The following is a 25,611-nucleotide window of genomic DNA, read 5'->3' as shown; positions in this document are numbered from 1 at the left end:
CCTCCGTACCATTACGCGATACTTTCTATGTTTAACGAATGATAATAATCGCACATAGAAATTCCATTTTATTGTCTCCCACTTCGCTTTTTCTACTCAATTGTTGCAAAAAAAGCCCACAACCCGCTTTTATTTTCGTATAATGATACTCATAGTATAATAATCATAATAATAAAGGACTGTTCGTATATATAAAGTGAGGACCTATTCAAAGGGGTTCACAAGAACTGTCATGCTTTTAGGAGAGGAGTATATTATGCTACAACATCTGTTTCCAAAATTACGATTTGCACTCGTTGCAGTCGTTTTATTATGGATTAAAACATATATTGTGTACAAGCTAGCATTCGATATTAGAATTGATAACTTCTTTGAAGAATTTATGCTTTTTATTAATCCACTAGCTTCGTTACTTTTATTTTTCGGTTTAGCCTTACTTGCATCTAAGCACCGAAACCGGATTATTATTGGAATTAGTTTTGTTCTGTCATTTATTTTATTTGGAAATGCAATGTTTTACGGGTTTTATGATGATTTCGTTACGTTCCCCGTTTTATTCCAAACAAATAATATGGCTGATTTAGGAACGAGTATTAAAGAACTCTTTACGTATAAAACATTACTTTTATTTGCGGATGCAATTATTTTAATATTTATATCACGTAAATTCCCGGCATTTTGTGACAAAACACCACTTTCACGATCTGAGAAGCGCACCTTCTTTAGTGGTGTAACAGCGTTATTAGCACTACAAATTGTTGTTTCAGTTATTTATAAGCCACAAATGTTCTCACGTTCTTTCGATCGTCAAACTGTCGTGAAAAATTTAGGTTTATACACATATCATCTATTTGATATTACACTTCAATCTAAATCTTCAGCTGAACGTGTATTTGCAAGTGGGGACGGATTCTCTGAAATTAAAAACTATACTGACGCAAAAAATAAGCAAGTTGATAAAAACTTATTTGGAGCTGCAAAAGGAAAAAATGTAATTTTAATTTCAATGGAATCTACACAAAATTTTGTTATTAATAAAAAAATAAATGGGAAAGAAATCACTCCGTTTTTAAACGAATTTATTAAAGATAGTTTTTATTTCGATAACTTCTATCATCAAACTGGACAAGGTAAAACTTCTGATGCTGAATTTATCGTGGAAAACTCACTTTATCCGTTAGATCGTGGTTCTGTGTTCTTTACTCATGCAACAAATGAATATACAGCCACACCAGAACAATTAAAGAAATACGGATATTCTTCTGCTATCTTCCATTCAAACGATAAAGCGTTTTGGAATCGTGATGTAATGTATCCTGCGCTTGGATATGATCGTTACTTTAATTTAAGTGACTACGTAGGCACAGAACAAATGTCTGTCGGTTGGGGATTAAAAGATAAAGAGTTCTTTGAACAATCTATTCCAAAGTTAAAATCTTTACCACAACCGTTCTATACAAAATTTATTACTTTAACAAACCATTTTCCGTTTCTTCTAAATCCAGAAGATCAATATGTTGATGAGTTTAATTCGGAAAGTGATGTTGTAAACCGCTACTTCCCAACAGTTCGTTACACGGATGAAGCTCTTAAATCATTTATTAATCAATTAAAGGCAGAAGGACTGTACGACAATTCTGTTATTGTCATTTATGGTGATCATTACGGCATTTCCGAAAACCATAACGCAGCTATGGCTCAGTTCCTTGGGAAAGACGCTATTACACCGTTTGATGCTATGCAATTACAACGCGTCCCTCTCATTATTCATGTACCTGGTCAAGAAGGAAAAGTTATCTCTAAAGTATCAGGACAAATTGATATTAAACCAACGCTGCTTCATTTACTTGGTATTAAAACGAATCAATCAGTTGAATTTGGAACTGACTTATTTATAAAAGAAAAAGATCCACTTATGGTAATGCGCGATGGTAGTTTTGTTTCGGAAAATTATGTTTATACAAAAAATATGTGCTATAAAAGAAGTACGGGCGAAGAAACTGATTTAACACTTTGTCAGCCATATATTGAAAAAGCAAAAACAGAATTAAAATTCTCTGACAAACTAATTTATGGAGATTTATTACGATTCGATCCTAACAATCGATATAAAACTGGAACGATGACAACGAAATTTGAATAGTGTAGGAAGCAACTTTAGAAAAGTTGCTTCCTTTTTTTACTTATCTTTCAAATTGTTCCTCTATGAAATCTTTCACAAATTGGGAATTTCTTTCGTATGAGGAATAAATTTATGGTATGATAAAATGAGTAAACTTTCATACACTAATTAAGAATTCATTAAAGAAAGCAAGGGATCAGATTTTGTATAGAGCAGCTATTCCAAACTTATTTACGCTCGGAAATTTATATAGCGGATTTTTATCAATCGGCTATGCATCTTTAGGATATTATAAATCAGCTGCTATTTTAGTACTTATCGGGATGATGTTAGATAGTCTTGATGGGCGTGTTGCTCGTTTATTACGCGTTGATTCACAAATGGGAAAAGAGCTTGATTCACTCGCAGATGTTGTAACATTTGGCGCAGCACCTGCTGTTTTAATGTATTACACATCTTTCTCCAACTACGGAATCATCGGACTATACATAGCGGGATTATTCCCCCTTTTCGGAGCATATCGTTTAGCACGATTTAATGTAACACCATCTTCTACTTCAATGAAGTATTTCACTGGAGTTCCGATTACTGCAGCAGGAGGGCTTGTCGCTTTCCTAACATTATTTTCAGATACCATTCCAAAAATCGTTCTTATTACAGTATTTGTAACGTTCGCATTTTTAATGGTGAGCCGCATTCGTATCCCAAGTTTAAAAGATGTACCGATTCCACGATATAGCATCATTATTACACTATTTTTAGTTGGAAGCATTATCACAATGTACCAAACAGGTTTTGGTAATTTTTCTGTTTTCTTATTCATTGCCATTCCACTATATATTTTGTATATGCTATCTCAATTTCTTAGACAAAGACCATCTAAAAAAGAAAATAAAGAAAAATAAAAAGAAACCTTCCGAAATTGGAAGGTTTCTTTTTATTTTGTAACTAATACTTTTTGATTTACAGGTGTTACTGGTTCTTCACCATTTAATACAGCTAAAATATTTCTTACAGCCATTTCAGCCATCGCATCACGAGTTTCAAATGTTGCATTTCCTACATGAGGAGCGAGCACAACATTCTTTAATCCCTTTAGCTCTTCTGTAATTTTCGGTTCAAATTCAAACACATCAAGAGCTGCGCCCTCAATTTCATTCGTTTTTAATGCATGAGCGAGTGCCGCTTCATTCATAATTGGTCCACGTGAAGCATTTACAATATATGCTGTTTTCTTCATCATTTTAAACTGTTCTTCATCGATCATATGATGTAATTTCGGATTATAAGCACAGTTAATTGTAATAAAATCTGCTGTTTGTAATAATTCTTCCAATGTCACATATGTTGCGCCCAGTTCACTTTCCGCTTCAGGCTTACGATTTGGTCCTGTATATAAAACATCCATTCCAAATGCTTTCGCACGCTTTGCAACTGCCTTCCCAATTTCTCCAAGGCCAATAATTCCAATTGTCTTACCGTGCACTTCGCGGCCCAAGAAAAATAATGGTGCCCATCCGTTAAATCCAGTTGTACGACATAATGTATCCCCTTCAGGAATTCTACGTGCCGCTGCTAAAAGAAGTGCAAATGTTAATTCTGCTGTCGCTTCAGTTGATACTTTCGGTGTATTCGATACTGCAATTCCTTTTTCTCCTGCATACGTGAAATCAATATTATCGTAACCAGCACCGTAGTTTGCAACAATCTTTAAATGAGGTGCTGCATCAATAACTTCTTTCGGCACCTTTGTAGAAAGTAAGCTTAACAATGCATCTTTATCTTTTACACGCTCTGTTAATTCATCTGAAGAAATTAACTCCTCTTTATCGTACATTTCTACATCATGATCCTTTAATAGTTCTAATCCGATTTCTGGAATTTTCCCTGCAACTAATATTTTCGCCACTACTAACACCTCTTCTATGCAAAATAAGATATCTCTTATATTTCATTGTAAGAAATCCACATATAAAAACCAAGGAATTTGATTATAGTTTTGAAAATCGTCATTTTTTCACATAAGAAAAGAGGAGATTCATCTCTCCTCTCTTCTTACGCTTTCTCTTGCGATTCTTTTCCAAGCTTCGCATCAATTGTTCCTTCTGCAACTGTATCGCTAATTTGTTCCTCGATAACTGAGTTAGCTGTTTGATTCGTTTCAGAAGTATAAGCTTGATCTGTCGCTTGTACGTTTTGTTTATTTTGTTGTTTCACCATTTTTCACCCTCCTTTTCATTCTTTCTTATTTTGAACAAAAAGGGTGGTTTTCATCAAAAAATCGTGTTTTATTTTGAAATTGTTACTTCTTCTTCAAGTTGTCTCATTACTCTTACTCGTTTAGAAAATGTTGCGATTTGAGTAATACCGTGAGTCCGTAATGTTTGCACATTTTCTTTTACGTATTTCCCTAGATCATTCGGATAATGAGCATCCGAAGAAATCGTAATTGGAACTCCATATTTAGCTAACACTTGTAAATATAGTGGACTTGGACACATTTCACGAACAGGATAGCGATAGTACAATCCTGCATTTACTTCTGTTGCGGTATTCGTTTCTACTAACGCACGCGCAATTTCTTTATAATAAGAAAGCTGTTCATTCTCATCCAACCGGTAATTAAATACTTTTATGTTATCAAGATGAGCTATAATATCAAATAACTCGGAGCGAACTGCACTCTCAACTGTTTTGAAAAAAGTATCATATAGCGCATGTAAGTCATGCTCCTCAAAATATTCTTTCGTATCTGGATTATCAAATCCCCAACCGTTTAAAAAATGAACAGAACCAATTACATAATCAAAGTTTCCTAATGCTAATAATTCTTTTAACTCATTTTCACCACCGATGAAATAATCCGCTTCAATTCCCAGTTTTAGTGTTATCCCCCGTTTACTCCATCGTTCTTTCGCCTCTTCAATTGCCTTTGTAAAATCATATAGTGAAACTACTCTTACTTGGTCTAACCATTCCTTCTGTAAACGACCAAGCTTTGAATCACTAATATCTACATATTTTTCATAATATCCTTTCGCCTCATGAAAACGATAGAAATGATCAACAATGCCAACTTCTTTTATACCTTTTCGCAACGCTTCTTCTAAATATAAATCGATCCATTTTGCTGTAAACGGCCCTTCCTTCACACGTCTTTGCAAACGCTCTTGTGTTTTCATAAGCCAATCGATAGAATGCCTTTCTTCTTGAAGCGGCTCATAACATTCCAGAGCCTCATTTATTTTAGCAAGCCACCCTATTGAATAAGGTCCTTCTTCTAAATGAAGGTGATAATCCACTTTCATATGTATTCCCCCTTATAATGTATCTATTTCTTTTCGATCTCCTACTCTCGAAAGCTTTCCATTTCTTTCTTTCACTTCTCGCATGACATCTTCCAGTGCAATATTTTTTTCAGCTAATAAAACAAAACAGTGATACAACACATCGACCATTTCTTTTACTAGTTCTTCTTTATCGTTATTTTTAGAAGCAATGATTACTTCAGTACACTCCTCACCAATTTTCTTTAAAATTTTATCTTCTCCTTTTGAAAATAAATAATTTGTATATGATTCAGGAAGTGGATTTTCCTTTCGTTCTTCAATTGTTTCATACAATAACTTAAAAACATTTTCCATATGTATCCCCCTATATAATTTTGTAGTGAAAACACGTTTTTTCTCCCGTATGGCAAGCAGGCCCAACTTGCTTTACGACAACAACGATTGAATCTTGATCACAGTCTAAATACAAGGATTGAACATATTGGACGTTTCCGGATGTTTCTCCCTTATTCCATAACGATTGTCTCGAACGGGAATAAAACCACGTTTTTTTCGTTTCTAGCGTCTTTTCATACGCTTCTTCATTCATATAAGCTAACATTAAAACTTCTTTCGTATCTTCCTCGATAACAACAGCTGGTATCAATCCTTTTGAAAAGTTAGGTTTCATAATCGCACCTCAACGTTTGCTTCTCTTAATTTCCTCTTTACATCCTGTACAGTCGCTTCACCATAGTGAAAGATTGATGCTGCTAATGCTGCGTCAACTGTTGTCTTTTGAAATACTTCTATAATATGATCCGCATGACCACATCCCCCTGATGCAATGACTGGGACGGAAACGCTTTTTGAAATTGCTTCTGTTAAACGAAGATCGTATCCATTTTTGGTTCCATCTGCATCCATACTCGTTAACAAAATTTCTCCTGCTCCGAGCTTAACAACGCGCTTCGCCCATACAATTGCATCCATTCCCGTATCAACTCTTCCGCCGTTGACGTATACATTCCATTTATCTTCTGCTACTTTTCTAGCATCAATTGCCACAACAATACATTGCGATCCAAAGTGTTCCGCTCCTTCTTTGATTAACTGCGGATTTCTCACTGCCGCTGAGTTTATTGAAACTTTATCAGCTCCAGCTCTTAGTAAATTGTACATATCTTTAACATTTGAAATCCCCCCGCCAACTGTGAGAGGAATAAATACTTTTGAGGCTGTTTGTTCTACAACAGCTATTATCGTTTTTCGTCCTTCATGCGTCGCAGTAATATCTAAAAATACAATTTCATCTGCTCCCGCATCATTATATACAGCTGCTATTTCAACAGGATCGCCGACGTCTTGTAACCCTATAAAATTTACACCCTTTACTACCCGCCCTGCTTTTACATCTAGACATGGAATAATTCGTTTCGCTAACATAGCTTTGTTACCTGTAACACTTCTTCTAAATCAATCGTTTTCTCGTAAAGTGCCTTTCCAATTATGACGCCATATATATTCATATCATTTAATTTTTTTACATCTTGAATAGATGCCACCCCTCCAGATGCAATTACACGAATGCCAACACTTTTTTGTAGTAACTCTAATTGCTCAAAATTTGGCCCTGTAAGTGTCCCGTCTTTCGAGATATCTGTAAATACAATCGTTTGAACACCTAAACTTTCCATTTGCTTCGCTAAATGAATGTAAGAAATTTCAGACACATCAAGCCAGCCTCTCGTTGCTACGAAACCATTTTTCGCGTCAATTCCAACAATGATTTTCTCTTTATATAGACGAATTGCTTCTTCTAAAAATGACTTATCATAAAGGGCAGCTGTTCCTAAAATCACTTTTTCTACACCGACTAATAATAACTTCTCTACTGCTGCAAGTGACCGAACTCCCCCTCCAACTTGCACGGGAATACGTACCGCCCTGCAAATGTTTTCAATGACAGGCAAATTTAATGACTCCCCAGCAATTGCACCGTCTAAATCAACAATGTGTAGTATTTTCGCTCCTAGCTTTTCAAATATGATCGCTTGCGCAACCGGATCTTCATTCATCACCGTTTCTTTACTAAACTCTCCCTGATAAAGTCTCACGCATCGCCCTTCTTTTAAATCGATAGCTGAGAAGATCTCCATGCTTCTACCACCCCTTTAAAATTTTTAAATATTCGCATGCCAATTTCGCCACTTTTTTCTGGATGAAACTGTGCGCCGAATATATTTCCTTTTGCTACAAAACCAGGTACTCGCACTCCATAATCACTTGCCCCGCACAAAATTTCATTCGGACAATCTGCATAATAAGAGTGAACATAATATACGAAGGAACCGTCTTCTATCCCATTCCAAAGCGGAATTTCTCTTTCTTTCGTTAATTCATTCCACCCCATATGCGGGATTTTATAAGGAACTTTTAACTTTCGAACGACACCTGGCAATAAATTTAATCCGTTACAGTCTTTTAATTCCTCACTTTTTTCAAATAAAAGTTGCATGCCTAAGCAAATACCCAGAAGCGGTTTCCCTGAACCCCCAACTTCTTTTAACACACATGCTAAATCTTTTTCTTCTAGAACGTCCATCGCTTTCGGAAATGCACCTACTCCTGGTAAAATCACTCCATCACTTCTTAATATTTCTTCTGTATCATCTGTTACGATGTACTCTGCTCCAACATATTTTAATGCTTGTTCTACACTACGAATATTTCCCATTCCATAATCTATAATGGCAATCAATTACAACATCCCCTTCGTTGAATTTACCCCAGTAATGTTGGCATTTTTTTCAACTGCCTCTCTAAGCGCTCGACCAAATGCTTTAAATAAAGCTTCAATTTTGTGATGTGTATTACTTCCGTATAAAATGCGAGCATGTAACGTAATATTTGCAGCATGAGCAACTGCTCTAAAAAACTCTTCCGTTAATTCTGTGTCAAAATCTCCGAGCTTCGGATTTGTTAATTCTCCTTGAAACACACAATATGAGCGACCACTTATATCAATTGCGACAAAACCTAAGGACTCATCCATCGGTACATATGCAGATCCGTACCTATTAATCCCCTCTTTATTTTGCAATGCTTCTTTCAAACAATTTCCGAGTACAATTCCTACATCTTCAACTGTATGATGAGCGTCGACAAACACATCCCCTTCAGCTTCAACTTGCAAACCAAATCTTCCATGCCTTGCAAATAAAGTTAGCATATGATCAAAGAAACCAACTCCCGTTTGAACAGAAACATTCGTACTCTCATCAAGATGCAAACTTAATTTAATTTTTGTTTCTGTCGTCTCACGTACTTGACTCGACTGCCTCATTATTCTTCCTCCTCAAATCTAATTTGGATCGCTCTCGCGTGCGCATGTAAACCCTCTTTATTTGCAAGTTCTACAATATGATGCTGTACACTTTTTAACGCTTCTTTCGTATAAGAAACGAAGCTTGATTTTTTCACAAAATCATCGACTGACAACGGAGAGAAAAATCTTGCCGTTCCACTTGTCGGTAATACGTGATTCGGTCCTGCCAAATAATCACCGAGCGGTTCAGGTGCATATGGACCAAGAAAAATGGAACCTGCATGCTTTACATAAGCTAACGCATTCATCGGCTCTTTTATGTGTAACTCTAAATGTTCTGGAGCGATTTCATTCGATAATTGAAACGCCTCTTCTAAAGAAGGAACAATACAAATTGCCCCATTTCTTTTTATAGATTCTCGAGCGATTTCACTGCGTGGTAATGTCTCTAACTGTTTTTCTATTTCTCTTTCTATTTCTTTAGCAAGCTGTACATTCGTTGTAATACAAATAGCAGTCGCTCTTTCATCATGCTCTGCCTGTGATAATAAATCAGCAGCAATATACTTGGCATTTCCTGTTTCATCTGCGATAACTACAATTTCTGACGGTCCAGCAATCATATCAATATTTACTATTCCGTATACTTCTCGCTTTGCTAGAGCGACATACAAGTTCCCAGGTCCAACTATTTTATCTACTTTAGGAATCGTTTCCGTTCCATATGCTAAAGCAGCAATTGCTTGCGCACCACCAACCATATAAATTTCATCTACCCCCGCAAGGTTTGCGGCAGCTAAAATATGCGGATCAATTCCTCCTTTTCTCGGCGGTGTTACCATTACAATTTTTTTCACTCCTGCGAGTTTTGCTGGCAATACATTCATTAATACTGATGAAGGATAAGAAGCCGTCCCGCCTGGCACATACACACCTACATTTTCTAACGGCTGAATGAGCTGTCCTCTAATTACCCCTTCACTCTCGCACTCAAACATAGATTGCCTTTTTTGCTTTTCGTGATACGAGATAATGTTTTTCTTCGCCTCTTGTAACGCTTCTAAAAAAGAAGGCTCTACAAACATACTTGCTTGTTCTATTTCTTCCTCACTTACACAAAAATTTGTAATCTCCACACCATCAAACTTTTTTGTGTACAAAGATAAAGCCTCATCCTTACTCTCTCTTACATTTTGAACAATTTCTCTAACATTTCTTTGAACAGTTTCTTCTATTATATTAGCGCTTTCTCGTAGCAGTTTTATTTTGGATAACGCCTCTTTGAAATCTTCATAAACTATCTCCATTTTAAGCCTCCTACTTCCCTGACAAAATTTCTTGCTCCATCATATTTATAATACTGAATATTTCGTCTTTTTTAGTTTTTAAAGCGGCTTTATTTACAATCATTCGAGCTGATATAGAGCACATTTCCTCAAATACAATTAATCCATTCTCCTGTAATGTTTTTCCAGTTTCGACAATATCCACAATCGCATCTGCCAATCCTAGAAGTGGCGCAATCTCTACGGATCCTTCTATTTTTATAATTTCTACATCCTCTCCTTTATCATGAAAATAAGTAGAAGTGATGTGCGGGTATTTCGTAGCAATTCGTTTCTTCCGGTAACTCTTCGGATTGTACGTAGGAATAGAAGCAACACAAAACTTACATACACCTACTCCTAAATCCACCATCTCATATATATCTTTCTCACATTCCATTAAAATATCTTTTCCAACGACCCCAATATCAGCTACACCATGTTCTACATAAGTAGCAACATCTACCGCTTTCACTAAAATAAATGAAATATTTGTGTTTTTACTTTTAAACACAAGTTTTCTTCCTTTATCTTTAAGCTCTGAACAATCAATTCCAATTTTCTCAAACAGTGGAATCACATGCTTTTCTAATCTTCCTTTCGTTAACGCAATTTGAACGTTACGCATGAAGCCTCCCCTTCTTTCTGGATGATCCATTTCTCTCTCCATACATATTCCACTAGTGAATCACTCTTCGTCTCAACGACTGTCATTATTTTATTCTTTTTTGCGAATTGAAAAGTATCGTTTAAATTAGAGAACAAAGATAGCTCTACTTTTTTCCCGTCCTTTTGAAGTAAATTTCGTAATCTTTCCGCTTCTGCTAATCTATTTAACTCATAATGAATCATAATATCTATTCTCTTTCGTTTATATGGTTCTTGTTGCTCTTGAAGTGCCTTAACAATTTGATTTACTTGCACCGCGAGTCCGACCGCTGGCATCATTTCCCCAAAATTTCCAATTAACTCATCGTATCTTCCGCCACTAATAATTTCTTCTCCAATTTCATATATATACCCTTTGAAAATAACTCCTGTATAATAATCCAAATGTTGAACCATACCTAAATCAATTGATATGTACGAGCCATATCCTAACTGTTCAATTGTTTCATATATTTCTTTCACTCTTGCAATAGCCATCTTCATTTCATTACTTGAGGCGAGTTTTTCTGCTTCCTCAATCACATCTAAACTCCCGAATAACCTTGGCAATCTCTCAAGTAATCTTACTGTTTCATCACTTCGATCTAACTTTTTTTCTTCGATAAAATTTGAGAGACCGGCATAATTTTTACTCTCAATATATGCCCTAAGCACACTCTCTTCTTCATCATGAATGGAGAGTTTTTTTACAATACATTTATATAACTGTACTTGCCCAATCTCAATTGTAAAAGATTGTACCTTCAATTTTTGAAGTGCTTGCATTACACTTATGACACACTCAATTTCCGCTCTTACATTATCAATCCCGATAATTTCAATCCCACTTTGTACCATTTCATTATATTTTCCAGAAAGAGACTCATTCGCCCTAAATACATTTCCGCTATACGTCACTTTAAGAGGAGTGTCCCATCTCTGCGTTCCAATTACTCTTGCTAAAGGAATTGTCATATCTGGGCGTAAAACGATAATCCGCCCTTTTTCATCGAAAAATTTATATATCTTCTCTTCATCTATCGGTCTGTTTTGAAATGCAAAAACATCGTAAAATTCAATTGTGGGTGTCCTTATTTCTTCATAACCTCTATCTAAAAAAGTCCGTCTTAATTTTTGTTCCACTTCTTCAATTAACGTACATTCTTCAAATAAGTAATCCCTCGTTCCATTCGGATTTGCACGCTTCCACTTTGTCATTTCTCTTCACACACCCTTCCCTCTCTAATGTATGCCTATTTCATTCACCTAAACCGAAAATAAAAAGAGCCTTGTAGAAAAAATACCTACAAGGCTCTTTAGTAGAGTGTAGGTACAACGGGAATAACCCTTGTGCCTACACGTTTTCACGTTAGGTTCAAGGGTTTCATGTATGATGATGTAATTGTGTAAGCATTTTAATAGATTGTATTGTATTCATAATACTTACTCCCTTTCTCCTCTGATTTTCACATAGTATATAACAGTTAATTCTGAATGTAAATAGATTTTCAATATTCCGTTATTTCTTAATATGCAGCTACTTTTCTTTCATACTCTTCAATTTCTTGTCCATATTGCATTGTAATGCTGATTTCATCTAGACCATTTACTAATTTTTCTTTCCACATTTTCTCGATCGTAAAATGGAATCTGTGTGTGTTCGTAGTAATTACTTCATTCTCTAAATCAACTTCTATTTGATCTCTCGCGTCCGTCTTAGTAAGTTGTTCGCGCATATCTTTATCCATTACAATCGGTAACATGCCATTCTTCATACAATTCATATAAAAAATATCAGCAAATCCACCAGCGATAATAACACGGAAACCGTAATCAGCAAGCGCCCACGGAGCATGTTCTCTGGAAGAACCACACCCAAAATTATCACCCGTAATTAATATACTCGCACCTTTTCTTTCTGGTGCATTAAGCGGAAAATTAGGCTTTTCATGCCGCTCATTATCATAACGCCACTCATCAAATAAATATTTTCCAAATCCCGTCCTTTCAATTCTCTTTAAGTATTGCTTCGGAATAATTTGATCTGTATCAATGTTATCATTCATAAGTACTACGGTAGTACCTTTATGAATACGAAATGGCTCCATCATAACTCTCCTTTCTAATATCAACAAAATGACCATATAACGCAGCCGCTGCCGCCATTGCTGGGCTAACTAAATGCGTTCGTGCGCCTTTTCCTTGTCTTCCTTCAAAATTTCGATTTGAAGTAGATGCACAATGTTCTCCTTCAGGCACTTGATCCGGATTCATTCCAAGACACATTGAACATCCGGGCTCTCTCCATTCAAATCCAGCTTCTTCAAATATGTGATGCAATCCTTTTTGCATCGCGGCTTCTCTTACTCTTTTAGACCCAGGCACAACAAGTGCTCGCACACCGTCTTTTACCTTTCTCCCTTTCACAACAGATGCGGCAATTTCTAAATCGGATAATCGAGAATTTGTGCAAGATCCAATAAAGACATGCTTAACTGGAATTTCATACGTACTTTGTCCAGGGCTTAATCCCATATACGAAAATGCTCTTTCATCATTTGCATCATGCTTTTCTGGCAACTTTTCATCAATACGAACACCCATACCCGGATTTGTTCCCCAAGTAACGTACGGTGCTAAATCCGTAACATCCATCGAAATATGTAAATCATAAACTGCATCTGAATCTGTATAAAGTTCCGACCATTTTTTCTTAATAGATTCATAGTCTTTCGGTGCATATTTACGCCCTTTTACATAAGAAAATGTTTTTTCATCTGGTGCGATAATACCCGCTTTTGCTCCCCCTTCAATTGCCATATTGCAAAGCGTCATCCTTTCTTCCATCTCCATAGCATGAATCGTCTCTCCGTAAAATTCCATTACATATCCAGTTCCAACTGCTACACCGTACTTTGAAAGGAGATACAAAATAATATCTTTTGCATAAACACCTTTCTGTAATTTTCCTTTTAACTCAATGCCCATCGCTTTCGGTTTTCGTTGCCACAATGTTTGAGTTGCTAATACATGCTCCACTTCACTCGTACCAATACCAAATGCTAGCGCGCCGAAAGCACCATGCGTTGCTGTATGACTATCACCACAGACAATCGTTTTTCCCGGTTGTGTAAGTCCTAATTCTGGCCCGATAACATGAACAATCCCTTGCTCTTCATCACCAATATCTGCTAATGGCACCTGAAATTGTTTGCAGTTTTCACGAAGTGTATCTAATTGTTGCTTTGCAATGCGATCAGTAATATTCCAAACATCTTTCGTTGGAATATTATGATCCATTGTTGCAAATGTTAAATCAGGTCTCCGGACCGTTCGATTTGCCAGCCGCAAGCCTTCAAAGGCTTGCGGTGACGTTACTTCATGAACGAGATGAAGATCGATATATAATAAATCCAATCCATTTTCGTTTGTCGCAACTACATGTCTCTCCCAAAGCTTATCTAGTAATCTTTTTCCCATTATCGTCCTCTCCCTACTAGCGCTTGCTCTTCCATCTCTTGCATAACTGCCTTCGTAAATGAAGTTGTCGTTTCATTTCCACCGATATCTGCTGTACATTTTCCTGATTTAAGAACTGCAGAAATTGCCTCTTCGATCGCATATCCTTCTCTCGTTAATCCAAATGATTGCCCAAGCATCATTGCAACAGAACGCATCATCGCAATTGGATTCGCTTTATTTTTCCCAGCAATGTCCGGTGCTGATCCGTGAATAGGCTCGTATAACGAAGGGCCATTTTCAGCGTGACTTGCTGATGGAAGCATTCCTAATGATCCAGCCAATACAGAAGCCTCATCACTTAAAATATCACCAAATAAATTCTCTGTTACGATAACGTCAAATCTCCTTGGGTTCCGAATTAACTCCATAGCAGCTGCATCTACTAAAATATGCTCTAATTCAACATGAGGATAACGAAGAGCTACTTCTTCCGTAACAGTTCTCCATAATTTACCAGATTCTAAAACATTCGCCTTATCAATAGACGTTACTTTTTTCTCTCTCTTACTCGCTAATTGAAAAGCATAAGAAACGATACGTTCAATTTCATGACGATGATACGTAAGTGTATCTGTTGCTACTTCGTCCGTTCGTTCTTTCGGATAAGAAAAATAAATACCGCCTGTTAATTCACGAACAACAACGAAATCAATTTTATCAGCGTTTTTTAATGGCGATAAATGCGCAGTTGCGCTTTCTACTGTTACAGGGCGAACATTCGCAAATACACCAAGCCCTTTTCTTAAAGCTAATAACCCTTTCTCTGGCCTTTCTTTTGCATGATCCCACCTTGGTCCACCAACTGCGCCAAGTAAAACCGCATCACTCGCTAAACAGGCGGCAAGCGTTCGCTGTGGTAATGGCTGACCGGTCAAATCAATAGCAGCCCCGCCAAAGCACTCATCTTGCAAATGAAAATGATGTCCATATAGCCTCTCTACCATATGCAATACTGCCTTCGCACTTTCCATAATTTCCGGGCCAACACCATCACCAGCTAAACAAACGATACGTTTTTCCAATGTAAACACTCCTTTTTAACTGAATTTCCAGAACTTTAATGTGATAGGTGAGGAAAGTTTCCCTCACCTATCACACACTTACTTTACAAGTGATATAAAAGATTTCAATTTCCCTGCTGCATGGACATAAGCTCTCGCCGATGCTTCCAATACGTCTTGCGCAACACCAAAACCTGATACTTGATGAGTTCCTTCTTTCAATTCAACATGAACGTGAGCAAGTGCGTCTTGACCTTGTGTAATAGATTGTATGCGATAATCTGCCAATTCACATTCTAACCCTAAAATTCTTTGGATTGCATTGTATATTGCCTCAATACTTCCAGAACCAGTTGCTGCATCTTCGTATACATTTCCTTCCCCATCTTCCAGAACGACTGTCGCGCATTGTGTACTATTGGATACGAAATGTACTTGCAATTGCGTAATGTTATATTGCTGCGCTGCAAATGCTGCTTCACCAAGCATAAGTGCCCGTAAATCTTCTTCTGTAATTTCCTTTTTACGATCTGCCAATTTTTTAAATGCCTCAAACACCACATCCCGTTCTTCTTTTGTAAACTCATAACCAAGCTCTTTCATTTTTTCCGTAAACGCATGACGCCCAGAATGTTTACCAAGTACAAATAAGTTTTGAGATTCTCCTATAAGTGACGGTTCAATAATTTCATATGTCGTTACTTCCTTTAAAACACCATCTTGATGAATACCTGATTCATGAGCAAAAGCATTTGCTCCAACGATTGCTTTATTTTTCGGTACAACCATACCTGTTAAACGACTTACTAACGTACTTGTCGATTTAATCTCTTTTAGTGTCATAGAAGACTCCGCTTTATAGAAATCTTTCCTAATATGAAGAGCAACTGCAACCTCTTCTAGAGCTGCATTCCCCGCTCTTTCTCCAATTCCATTAATTGTTCCTTCTACTTGCAGTGCTCCGCCTTCAACCGCAGCTAATGAATTTGCTACTGCCATCCCAAGATCATCGTGACAGTGACAAGAGAAAATTGCTTTTTCATACGAAGGAACAGATTCTTGTAAGTATTTAAATAGAGAATAGTATTCTTCTGGGTTCGTATATCCAACTGTATCCGGAATATTAATTACATTCGCTCCTGCGCGAATCGCTACTTCTACTGCTTCAGCTAAAAATGCTCTTGATGTTCTTGTCGCATCTTCTGCAGAAAATTGTACTGTCGGAAATAATGATTTTCCGAGCGTAACCGAGCGATGAATACTATCTAACACATCTTCTTTTGACATACAAAGCTTATATTTCATATGAATGTCACTCGTAGCTAAAAATACGTGTAGACGAGGAGATACAGCACCTTTCACAGCTTCATAGGCTCTTCGAATATCACTTTCTTTCGCCCTAGCTAAACTCATAACCGTAGCATTTTGAATGGTATTTGCGATACGTTTTACCGATTGAAAATCACCTTCAGAAGCTGCTGCGAATCCCGCCTCCATTACATTAATACCAAGTCTCTCTAGTTGCCTTGCAATCTGTAATTTCTCTTGTTCATTTAAATTAACTCCTGGTGATTGTTCGCCATCACGAAGCGTCGTATCCATGAACAAAATCTGCTTCATATTATTTAATACCTACCTTTACTCGCGGTTGTACGAAAGGCATCATTTCACGTAATTTACGTCCAACTACTTCGATTTCATGTTCATTTTCTTTCTCATTTGTCGCCTGGAAATTTGGTCTTCCTGCTTTATGCTCCGCAATCCATCCTCTTGCAAATGTACCATCTTGAATTTCCGCTAGTACTTCACCCATCGCTTTCTTCGTATCTTCAGTAACAACACGTGGTCCTGATACGAAGTCTCCCCACTGCGCTGTATCCGAAACTGAATATCTCATATTTTCAAGTCCACCTTCATACATAAGGTCAACAATTAGTTTTAGTTCATGTAAACATTCAAAATATGCAAGTTCAGGTTGATATCCTGCATCAACTAACGTTTCAAACCCTGCTTTTACAAGCGCAGTCACTCCGCCGCAAAGTACAGCTTGCTCTCCAAATAAATCTGTTTCTGTTTCTTCTTTAAACGTCGTTTCTAATACACCAGCTCTCGTCGCTCCAATTCCGTCGGCATAAGAAAGTGCTTTTTCGTTCGCAATTCCTGTTGCATCTTGATATACTGCAAATAATGCCGGAACAGCACCTCCCTCACTAAACGTACGGCGCACTAGATGCCCCGGGCCTTTTGGCGCTACTAGAAATACATCTACATTCGCCGGTGGTTTTACTTGATCAAAGTGAACATTAAACCCATGTGCGAACACGAGAGAATTTCCTGCCTGTAAATTTGGTGCAATTTCCGCTTCATATACTTCCGGCTGTAGTTCATCAGGTAGTAGAATCATTACTACATCTGCTTTTTTTGCTGCTTCTGCTACTGTATATACAGAAAAGCCATCTTCTTTCGCTTTATCCCAAGACTTCCCTTTCCTTAACCCTACTACTACATCAAATCCGTTATCACGTAAGTTTTGTGCATGCGCATGACCTTGCGAGCCATATCCGATGATTGCTACTTTCTTTTCCTTTAATACATTTACCGTTACGTCTTTTTCATAATAAACTTTTGCCATTTTCTTTTCCCCCTATATTTAAATGATTATTGAATTAACATAACTTGCTTATCTTGCTTTTTCATACTACGTGTAAATGCTGTTACACCTGTTCTCGCAATTTCTTTCAAACCGTATGGTCGAAGTAGTTCAATTAACGCTTCCACTTTATCCTGCGTACCTGTTACTTGCACAACTATGGAATCCTTCCCAACATCTATTACAGCGGCTCGAAACGGTTCAATTAAACTATATAATTCCGCCCTTGCTACAGAAGTTGCTACTTTAATAAGAGCAAGTTCTCTAGCAATCATTGCTTCTTCTGTAATATCTGATACTTTCAGAACATCGATTTGCTTATGAAGTTGTTTAATTAACTGCTCAACTTGCTGTTCACTTTCCACATGCACAACTATCGTCATCCGTGAAATATCCGATGATTCCGTATGCCCCACTGAAATACTTTCAATATTAAAATGCCTTCGGGTCATAACACCTGTAATTCTATTTAACACACCGCTCTGATTACGAACTGTCGCTGTAACAATTCTCTTCACCTTTTTTCCACTCCCTCCATTTGGTGAACACCTTTCCCTGGCGCAACCATCGGCATAACTTTCTCAGATTGAAGTACACGGCAATCAATTAAGACTGGTTCTTGTAATTCAATCGCATGCTTCAATTGCTTCTTTGCAAGAAGTGGATCATCAATACGAACACCTTTTATACCATACGCATTCGCAAGAGCGACGAAATCTGGTTGACACGACAATAAAGAATGTGAATATCTTTGATTATAAAATTCGTCTTGCCATTGCCTTACCATCCCTAAAGCTTCATTATTTAAAATAAATACTTTAACAGGTAAAGAATGTTCTTTTAATACACTTAATTCTTGCAATGTCATTTGAAATCCAGCGTCACCGACAATTGCAATGACTAGTTCATCTGGCTTTGCAATTTGTGCACCAATTGCTGCCGGAAATCCAAACCCCATCGTCCCTAATCCTCCAGAAGTTACCCATTTATCTGGATTTTTCAGCGGATAGTATTGTGCTGCCCACATTTGATGTTGCCCAACGTCTGTTGTTACAATTGCTTCTCCTTTCGTGATTTCATATAGCATATCAATCGCGTATTGAGGTTTAATACTTTCAGAATTTCGTTTATAAGTTAATGGATACTTTTCTTTTCTACTCTTTAATAAAGAGAGCCATTCATGATGATTTTCTTTCTTCCCTTCTGATTGAAGTAATACTTCCAACGCTCGCTTAGCACTTGCAACAATAGGAATTTCAGTCGGCACATTTTTCCCGATTTCTGCTGGATCGATATCGATATGTGCGACAGTCGCCCCTTTAGCAAAATAAGCTAGATTCCCAGTAAGACGATCGTCAAATCTCGCACCTATATTAATCAGTAAGTCGCATTCATATAACGCCATATTGGCTGTATAAGAACCGTGCATTCCCCCCATCCCAAGAAATAATTTATCATCTGGTGGAAAACCACCAAGGCCAAGTAATGTATGCACAACAGGAATTTCATATTTACGAGCAAAGCTTGTTAATTTTTTTGATGCTTTTGCATGCAATACACCCGCTCCAGCTAAAATTAACGGCTTTTTTGAAGTCGCAATCGCTTGTAATAATTTGTTTATTTGTAGTAGATTCGGTTCGTAATTAGGCTGGTATCCTGGTAAATCCATTTGTACATCACTACATCGCTCACCTTGCTCTACTACCATATCTTTCGGAAGGTCAATTACGACTGGACCCGGTCTTCCTGTTCTAGCGATATGAAATGCTTCTTTAATAATTCGGGGGAAATCCGATGCTTTTCGCACTTGATAATTATGTTTTGTCACCGGCATCGTAAGCCCCATAATATCAGCTTCTTGGAAAGCATCACTCCCAATTAACGTTGTTGCTACTTGCCCTGTAAATACAACAAGTGGCAATGAATCGATCATCGCGTCAGCTAGACCAGTAATAACATTTGTAGCACCAGGACCGCTTGTTGCAATTACAACTCCTGGATTCCCAGTAATTCTGGCATACCCTTCAGCGGCGTGAATCGCACCTTGCTCATGCCTTGTTAAAATATGCGGAATTTCACAGTCATAAAGTGCATCATATAAAGGTAAAACCGCACCTCCTGGATAACCGAAAATCACTTCTACTCCTTCCTTTTCTAGCGCTTCTAACAATAGCTGTGCACCAGTTGCCAGTTTCTCTTCCGTTTTTGAAGACATTATTCTTATAAGCCCCCTTTTAAAAACTTTTATAAATAAAAAAAATCCTACGTCCACACTCCAGCTATGTGCTGAAGGGACGAAAGATTTCGCGGTACCACCCTTCTTCGCAAGAATACTCTTGCCTCAGTGACCCATAAATGAGTCTAGCTAATAACGGAGCTACCGTCTAAGCCTAGACAAACGCTTCAGCTTAGCACTCAAGGGCGATGTTCGTCGACGTGAACCATCGGTTTTCAGCAACCACCGACTCTCTGTGAGGCTTCACAATCAACTACTACTCCCTATCAACGCTTTATCATGTCATAAAGGATTATTATCCAACTTTATTTTCTTCGTAAATTTTCTCACCATCTTCTACAACTAATTTACGGAATTCTTCTAATAGACGATTCGTATTTGGACCTGTTTTTCCTAAACCAATCGTTCTACCATCTACTGTCGTAACAGCAATGACTTCAGCAGCTGTTCCTGTTAAAAACACTTCATCAGCTACATATACATCATGTCTTGTAAATAACTCTTCTCTTACGTCATACCCAAGTTTTTCACCTATTTCTAAAATTGCGTTTCGCGTAATACCTTCTAACGCTCCAGCAGAACTAGGCGGTGTAATTAACTTATTTCCTTTTACAATAAATACGTTATCTCCAGATCCTTCAGCTACGTATCCTTGATCATTTAACATAAGTGCTTCTTGTACGCCAGCTAATTTCGCCTCAATGCGAACTAAAATATTATTTAAGTAATTTAAAGATTTTACTTGAGGCGACAAAACATCCGGACGATTACGACGCGTTGCGACTGTTATAATCGGAATTCCTTTTTCATAATATTCTTGTGGGAATAAAGATAGTTGTTCTGCGATTACTACTACATTCGGTTTCTTACAAGAATCAGGATCTAAGCCAAGATTCCCTGCGCCTCTTGATACAACAAGGCGAATATATCCATTAGATAATTTATTTTGTCGAATCGTCTCAACAACAATATTTGTTACTTCATCTAACGAATATGGAATTTCTAACATAATAGATTTCGCTGATTCATATAACCGGACAAGATGCTCCCTCAAACGGAAAACATTACCGCTATAAACCCTAATCCCTTCAAATACACCATCGCCATATAAATAGCCATGATCATATACTGAAACTTTTGCTTCGTCTTTTGGAACAAATTCTCCATTTAAGAAAATCCATTGCTCGTTCACTGGAAAGCGCCCCCTATGTTCTATGATTTTTTTATTGTTTCCTAGTTTACTCTCCTTTCCAAATAAATCAAGTGAATTTTTAGAAAATTTTTAATTTTTAATCGTACGTACATCTTTAATTATATTGATTTAACAACATTGTTAACGTTTACAAAAAGTCAAAAAATTTTTTTCGCCAATTTCTACTAAAAAAAATATTTGTTTAAAAGAAGGAATTTCGTCAATTGATACGAATCTATTGTATTCAATAAACGGACGTCCGATTTTACAAATTCGGGAATATATAACGACTTTTGCTGAAAAAGGGGGAAAATAAAAAAATTAACGCTGTCTAAAAATAACATTCATATTTTTCATTTCAGAATCATAATCCTATTTTTAAAAAACAATTTGTCAAAATGAAGGAGGAAATAAATATGGCGTGTGTACAAATTAAAGGAACGAGACAAGAGGTAGTAGAAATGCTGCAACTATTTGATCTGATGGATACGAAAGGATTTTGTAAATTCGATAATTACGTTGAAGTAGAACCAAATAGCAGGAAACATAACAACTATACAGCTTCAATTGATATTCAATCTAATAACAGTTCAGCACAAGATACATTAAATGATCAATTCGTTAGTCAAATGCTTACGGGTGTATATAACGACTAAACAAATATTCTCTTCCTACCATCTTTTCATAAATATATGCTATGTACTTGAGCATACTAGCAACTAGATGGCAGGAGGTGAGAATTATGGCTAAAATCGGCGTTGAGAACTCTTTAACTGATGTTCAACAAGCTCTTCAGCAACAAGGACATGAAGTCGTTTCACTTAACTCTGAAAATGATGCACATGGGTGCGATTGTTGCGTTGTAACCGGGCAAGATTCTAATATGATGGGCATTGCAGATGCATCGATAAAAGGATCTGTAATTAAAGCACATGGTTTAACAACGGATGAAATTTGTCAACAAGTTGAAAGCCGTACTTAAAAAATGAAAGAGGACTCCTTTTGAAAAGGAGTCCTCTTTTTTATATTCACCTAACGGGAAAGTAACATATACTGGATGAAAGCCCTACCTCTCTCTCATCATTACGGTTCCACTGACCGCTCCTTGATTCACTAGTATACATATAAAGCTTACAAATACAATTTATAGGGTTTGTTCACAAAAGTTGTTGATAAGATTACCCGATCTTTCGCAAACTTTTCGTATTATATTCATAAGAGTTATTTACTTTACACTAGCTGTAACCGAGACACGAATTAAAATTCTAACACCAATACAATAACTTGTCAACTTTTTTTGTAAATTAAAAACAGACAGTAACGGTTTGTCTGTTTTAGAATGGGGCTTTTTCTTTTATTACATATACAACAAAGCCGCTTACTAGCATAAATAAGCCGACTACCAAATTTTTGATATTAATCATAAATTCCTCTCCCTTATTTCGCACATCATATATATTTACATTTCAATTATTTCAATCGTCCTTAAGCGCACTTTTTCTAATATATCACAATTCCTAAAAAATGCAAGTTCACCTTTAGCGACCGTTCACAAATTTATCTACAGTGCTTGGTACAGCGTTTAAAGCTTTTTCAATTAAATGTGTACTACTGTTAAGGTGCAAGACTTGTACACCATTAGAACCAACTACTAAAAAAGCCACTGGACTAATGGAAACCCCAGCACCACTTCCGCCTCCAAATGGATGGCTTTGCTTGTTCTCTTTATGCTGGCCTTGTCCGCCATTATGTTTTTCAGTAGTGAAATCCCCTTTAAAGTCACTTCCACCAGCTCCAAAACCAAAAGCCACTTGAGATACTGTTAATACTACCTTTCCGTCAGCTGTTGAAACTGGACTTCCAACAATCGTATTTACATCTACCATCTCTTTTAAATTTGTCATTGCTGTTTTCATTAAATTTTCAATTGGATGTTCCATTATGTACTACACCCTTTCTTCATTATTCCTTTTTATACTTTCCAAAATAGAGGAAGTCATACTAAGTTTTCCTATTTAGAAAAAACAATTTTTTCTTTTTAATTGGGTATTACTCCCTATACAAGTTCGGATAAAAACGGTAAAGAAACACATACTACTCTTGAACCTTGTTATGAAAGGAGTCATGACTTTGACTGAGAAATTTGATGAGTATAAAAAAAGAGATAGAATAGATAGTGACTATAAAGAAGAATACGCAGCTGAGGTCGCACCACAGCACATTGATTTCGATGATAAAAATGATGTAAGATCATCTGCTGCTGGATCGACTGCTGGATTTATTGCTCTTGCTTTAGCAATATTATCACTCTTCACATTCCCAACACTATTTGGTCTTGTGTCTGTGTTACTAGGAATTTACGCTTACAATCGCGGAGCTACTGTAACTGGTAGTATCGCTGCGATTGTCGGTGGTATTGCAGCACTTGTCGCGATTTTATTCCGTGTAGCACTTATCGGCTTATTGTTTTCCCTTTTTTAAAAAAAGAAAAAGGTATCTCGCTTTATGCGGGATACCTTATCCTGTAAATACATCTTCTGATGGATATTTAATTTTTTGTTTTGCTGGGCGCGCTAAAGAAAACACAAATGTTAATGGTCCAATTAATCCACAAAACATAACAAACATAATGATACATTTTCCGAACGCTGATAGCTTCGCAGTAATCCCCATTGTTAATCCCACTGTACCAAACGCTGAAATTGTCTCAAATAATAACTGAATAAAACTGAAGTCTTCTGTAAGCATTAATACAAATACCGCTGTAAAAATGAGTATTTGACTGGCAACGACAATTGCTAACGCTCTCGTTACTGTCGACATTTTAATTGTACGCTGAAATAAAACAATTTCCTCTTTCTTTCTAAAGAAAGAAAGGACAGATGTAATTAAAATAACAAACGTTGTTAATTTAATCCCTCCACCTGTTGATACACTTCCTGCACCAATAAACATTAAAATCATCGTAAATAATATAGTTGATTCTTCCATACCTCCATAGTCAACCGTATTAAAACCAGCTGTCCGTGGTGTAATGCCTTGGAAGAAAGAAGCCCATAATTTTTCATTTAAAGATAAATTCCCTAACGTTTTCACATTATTATATTCCAATACAAAAATCACAATCATCGCTATAACATTTAGCGCTACCGTTCCAACAATCATAATTTTGGAATGAAGCGATAGTTTTCGAAAACTGCGACTGTACCATATATCAATTAATACGGTAAAACCGAGTCCACCTATTACAATTAAAGAGCAAATTCCAATATTAATAATAGGATCTCCTACATATCTTGTTAAATTATCCGGCCAAAGAGCAAAGCCAGCATTATTATAGGATGCAATTACATGGAAAACACTATAATATAAACCTTTTCCAAAACCGAACTCTGGAATAAAGCGAAAGGATAAAAAGATCACTCCAATAAGCTCAATACAAATAGAAAAAATAAAAACTCGTTTCACTAGTTTTACAAGACCACCGATATTTGTTTGATTAAAAGCTTCTCCAATTAATAATCGGTGACGTAAACCAATTTTTTTACCTAATACCCAAACAATTAAGATGGCAATTGTCATAAGACCGAGACCACCTGTTTGAATTAAAAACATAATAATAATTTCACCAAACATCGTAAACGTACTTGCAGTATCTACAACACCTAAACCCGTCACAGTCGCTGCCGACGTAGCTGTAAAGAAAGCATCTACCCAACTAATATGTACTTTCGTTGCAAACGGTAACTTTAATAGCAAACCTCCAACCACAATTAAACAAAAAAAGCCTAATGCTAATATTTGTGGCGGGTTTAATCGTATAAAACGATTATATAACCCTTGTCTTTTGGTTACTTGCATATTCACTAACTCCCTTATTCTCCTCATAAATAAAGGCTTTTTAAGAGCCCAACGTAGTTGAGCATAATCCTTTTTTTCATGGATTTCAACTTTTATTTATATTCGGACTTCATTTCCTCTTATAACGGCAAACTTTCTATTATAACTCGCTTTACTCTACAACTCTTACAACAATATCTTCATATCTATCATTTTTCAAATTCCCATATCTTTCACTCTATGTTCACATGGGGGTCACATCTATCTTTTATAGTATACGTATCGGAGCTGTTCCTCCCTAATTTATAAGACATTCCCCAGTGTCTAGAAGCAGCTTCCATCCCTAATTAAATTGACATAAATTGTCCCCTTCCCTTGACCATCATATGATGGTCTTATTTTTTTGTTTCTTTTATCATTTATTTAAAACTTCCTCTCTCTTTCACTCTATGTTCACATGAGGGTCACATCCACCTTT

General features: G+C 36.7%; 28 protein-coding genes, 1 pseudogene and 1 other annotated feature. Of the genes and pseudogenes, 5 read left to right on the top strand and 24 right to left on the bottom strand.

Annotated elements, in window-relative coordinates; all coding sequences use genetic code 11:
* Positions 1–256 precede the first annotated feature (256 nt).
* The gene (locus MR065_RS13505) at positions 257–2,143 is read left to right on the top strand and encodes an LTA synthase family protein (protein WP_242214012.1); all 1,887 of its coding nucleotides are present in this window, start codon (positions 257–259) and stop codon (positions 2,141–2,143) included.
* Between the two features lie 182 nt (positions 2,144–2,325).
* Positions 2,326–3,027 carry a CDP-diacylglycerol--serine O-phosphatidyltransferase gene (gene pssA, locus MR065_RS13500; RefSeq protein ID WP_098267167.1) on the top strand — a complete coding sequence of 234 codons (702 nt, stop codon included), beginning with the start codon at positions 2,326–2,328 and terminating at the stop codon, positions 3,025–3,027.
* A gap of 32 nt (positions 3,028–3,059) precedes the next feature.
* Here pssA and MR065_RS13495 read toward each other — a convergent pair whose 3' ends face one another.
* From MR065_RS13495 to MR065_RS27595, 21 genes and pseudogenes are all read right to left on the bottom strand, one after another.
* Entirely contained in the window at positions 3,060–4,031 is a 972-nt protein-coding gene (locus MR065_RS13495) for a 2-hydroxyacid dehydrogenase family protein (protein WP_242214011.1), read from the bottom strand.
* 146 nt (positions 4,032–4,177) lie between these two features.
* Positions 4,178–4,342 carry a YozQ family protein gene (locus MR065_RS13490; protein WP_242214010.1) on the bottom strand — a complete coding sequence of 55 codons (165 nt, stop codon included), beginning with the start codon at positions 4,340–4,342 and terminating at the stop codon, positions 4,178–4,180.
* Between the two features lie 68 nt (positions 4,343–4,410).
* Positions 4,411–5,430 (bottom strand): histidinol phosphate phosphatase domain-containing protein, encoded by a 1,020-nt coding sequence (locus tag MR065_RS13485; protein ID WP_242214009.1) that lies wholly within the window; start codon positions 5,428–5,430, stop codon positions 4,411–4,413.
* Between the two features lie 12 nt (positions 5,431–5,442).
* The gene (gene hisE / locus MR065_RS13480; protein WP_088231660.1) at positions 5,443–5,766 is read right to left on the bottom strand and encodes a phosphoribosyl-ATP diphosphatase; all 324 of its coding nucleotides are present in this window, start codon (positions 5,764–5,766) and stop codon (positions 5,443–5,445) included.
* Between the two features lie 10 nt (positions 5,767–5,776).
* Entirely contained in the window at positions 5,777–6,082 is a 306-nt protein-coding gene (hisI, locus tag MR065_RS13475; RefSeq protein WP_242214008.1) for a phosphoribosyl-AMP cyclohydrolase, read from the bottom strand.
* Positions 6,079–6,837: an imidazole glycerol phosphate synthase subunit HisF gene (gene hisF, locus MR065_RS13470; RefSeq protein WP_242214007.1), complete on the bottom strand. Its 759-nt coding sequence runs from the start codon at positions 6,835–6,837 to the stop codon at positions 6,079–6,081. The genes hisI and hisF overlap by 4 nt, the downstream gene beginning before the upstream one ends.
* On the bottom strand, positions 6,831–7,550 hold the full coding sequence (gene hisA, locus MR065_RS13465; RefSeq protein ID WP_242214006.1) for a 1-(5-phosphoribosyl)-5-[(5-phosphoribosylamino)methylideneamino]imidazole-4-carboxamide isomerase: 720 nt from the start codon (positions 7,548–7,550) through the stop codon (positions 6,831–6,833). The genes hisF and hisA overlap by 7 nt, the downstream gene beginning before the upstream one ends.
* Positions 7,523–8,152: an imidazole glycerol phosphate synthase subunit HisH gene (hisH, locus tag MR065_RS13460; RefSeq protein WP_242214005.1), complete on the bottom strand. Its 630-nt coding sequence runs from the start codon at positions 8,150–8,152 to the stop codon at positions 7,523–7,525. Before hisH ends, hisA begins: the two co-directional genes overlap by 28 nt.
* Entirely contained in the window at positions 8,153–8,737 is a 585-nt protein-coding gene (gene hisB, locus MR065_RS13455; protein ID WP_097902394.1) for an imidazoleglycerol-phosphate dehydratase HisB, read from the bottom strand.
* Positions 8,737–10,026, bottom strand: coding sequence for a histidinol dehydrogenase (gene hisD, locus MR065_RS13450; protein WP_242214004.1), 1,290 nt, complete (start codon positions 10,024–10,026; stop codon positions 8,737–8,739). Before hisD ends, hisB begins: the two co-directional genes overlap by 1 nt.
* A 10-nt stretch (positions 10,027–10,036) precedes the next feature.
* Entirely contained in the window at positions 10,037–10,672 is a 636-nt protein-coding gene (hisG, locus tag MR065_RS13445) for an ATP phosphoribosyltransferase (protein ID WP_097902396.1), read from the bottom strand.
* Positions 10,648–11,910, bottom strand: a complete 1,263-nt coding sequence (locus MR065_RS13440) for an ATP phosphoribosyltransferase regulatory subunit (protein ID WP_242214003.1) — start codon at positions 11,908–11,910, stop codon at positions 10,648–10,650. The genes hisG and MR065_RS13440 overlap by 25 nt, the downstream gene beginning before the upstream one ends.
* A gap of 308 nt (positions 11,911–12,218) precedes the next feature.
* Positions 12,219–12,800, bottom strand: a complete 582-nt coding sequence (gene leuD, locus MR065_RS13435; protein WP_242214002.1) for a 3-isopropylmalate dehydratase small subunit — start codon at positions 12,798–12,800, stop codon at positions 12,219–12,221.
* Positions 12,778–14,172 (bottom strand): 3-isopropylmalate dehydratase large subunit, encoded by a 1,395-nt coding sequence (gene leuC, locus MR065_RS13430; RefSeq protein WP_242214001.1) that lies wholly within the window; start codon positions 14,170–14,172, stop codon positions 12,778–12,780. Before leuC ends, leuD begins: the two co-directional genes overlap by 23 nt.
* Entirely contained in the window at positions 14,172–15,236 is a 1,065-nt protein-coding gene (leuB, locus tag MR065_RS13425) for a 3-isopropylmalate dehydrogenase (RefSeq protein ID WP_242214000.1), read from the bottom strand. Before leuB ends, leuC begins: the two co-directional genes overlap by 1 nt.
* A gap of 78 nt (positions 15,237–15,314) precedes the next feature.
* Entirely contained in the window at positions 15,315–16,835 is a 1,521-nt protein-coding gene (gene leuA, locus MR065_RS13420) for a 2-isopropylmalate synthase (protein ID WP_097902401.1), read from the bottom strand.
* Position 16,836: 1 nt separating this feature from the next.
* Positions 16,837–17,847 carry a ketol-acid reductoisomerase gene (gene ilvC / locus MR065_RS13415; RefSeq protein ID WP_242213999.1) on the bottom strand — a complete coding sequence of 337 codons (1,011 nt, stop codon included), beginning with the start codon at positions 17,845–17,847 and terminating at the stop codon, positions 16,837–16,839.
* 26 nt (positions 17,848–17,873) lie between these two features.
* Positions 17,874–18,383, bottom strand: coding sequence for an acetolactate synthase small subunit (gene ilvN, locus MR065_RS13410; protein ID WP_000822952.1), 510 nt, complete (start codon positions 18,381–18,383; stop codon positions 17,874–17,876).
* A complete protein-coding gene (gene ilvB, locus MR065_RS13405; protein WP_242213998.1) occupies positions 18,380–20,080 on the bottom strand; it encodes an acetolactate synthase large subunit in 1,701 nt (566 codons plus the stop codon). The genes ilvN and ilvB overlap by 4 nt, the downstream gene beginning before the upstream one ends.
* A 72-nt stretch (positions 20,081–20,152) precedes the next feature.
* Positions 20,153–20,380, bottom strand: a binding site (T-box leader).
* A 16-nt stretch (positions 20,381–20,396) separates the two neighbouring features.
* A complete protein-coding gene (gene ilvE / locus MR065_RS13400; RefSeq protein ID WP_097902404.1) occupies positions 20,397–21,293 on the bottom strand; it encodes a branched-chain-amino-acid transaminase in 897 nt (298 codons plus the stop codon).
* 119 nt (positions 21,294–21,412) lie between these two features.
* Positions 21,413–21,650 (bottom strand): annotated as a pseudogene (locus MR065_RS27595) (hypothetical protein).
* Positions 21,651–21,709: 59 nt separating this feature from the next.
* Here MR065_RS27595 and MR065_RS13395 point away from each other — a divergent pair.
* A complete protein-coding gene (locus MR065_RS13395; protein ID WP_002011724.1) occupies positions 21,710–21,949 on the top strand; it encodes a DUF3911 family protein in 240 nt (79 codons plus the stop codon).
* Between the two features lie 86 nt (positions 21,950–22,035).
* Positions 22,036–22,275 (top strand): YkuS family protein, encoded by a 240-nt coding sequence (locus MR065_RS13390; RefSeq protein ID WP_141436224.1) that lies wholly within the window; start codon positions 22,036–22,038, stop codon positions 22,273–22,275.
* A 352-nt stretch (positions 22,276–22,627) separates the two neighbouring features.
* Here MR065_RS13390 and MR065_RS13385 read toward each other — a convergent pair whose 3' ends face one another.
* Entirely contained in the window at positions 22,628–22,717 is a 90-nt protein-coding gene (locus tag MR065_RS13385; RefSeq protein ID WP_000608227.1) for a hypothetical protein, read from the bottom strand.
* 114 nt (positions 22,718–22,831) lie between these two features.
* Entirely contained in the window at positions 22,832–23,233 is a 402-nt protein-coding gene (ytfJ, locus tag MR065_RS13380; protein WP_097902408.1) for a GerW family sporulation protein, read from the bottom strand.
* Between the two features lie 172 nt (positions 23,234–23,405).
* Between ytfJ and MR065_RS13375 the strand changes: the two genes are divergently transcribed.
* On the top strand, positions 23,406–23,774 hold the full coding sequence (locus MR065_RS13375; protein ID WP_242213997.1) for an imidazole glycerol phosphate synthase: 369 nt from the start codon (positions 23,406–23,408) through the stop codon (positions 23,772–23,774).
* Positions 23,775–23,810: 36 nt separating this feature from the next.
* Here MR065_RS13375 and MR065_RS13370 read toward each other — a convergent pair whose 3' ends face one another.
* The gene (locus tag MR065_RS13370) at positions 23,811–25,154 is read right to left on the bottom strand and encodes a TrkH family potassium uptake protein (protein WP_242213996.1); all 1,344 of its coding nucleotides are present in this window, start codon (positions 25,152–25,154) and stop codon (positions 23,811–23,813) included.
* Positions 25,155–25,611: the final 457 nt, after the last annotated feature.

The sequence above is a fragment of the Bacillus cereus group sp. BfR-BA-01383 genome, assembly GCF_022663495.1.
GTDB lineage: Bacteria > Bacillota > Bacilli > Bacillales > Bacillaceae_G > Bacillus_A > Bacillus_A cereus_AU.
This window is presented reverse-complemented; position numbering and strand designations above follow the sequence as displayed.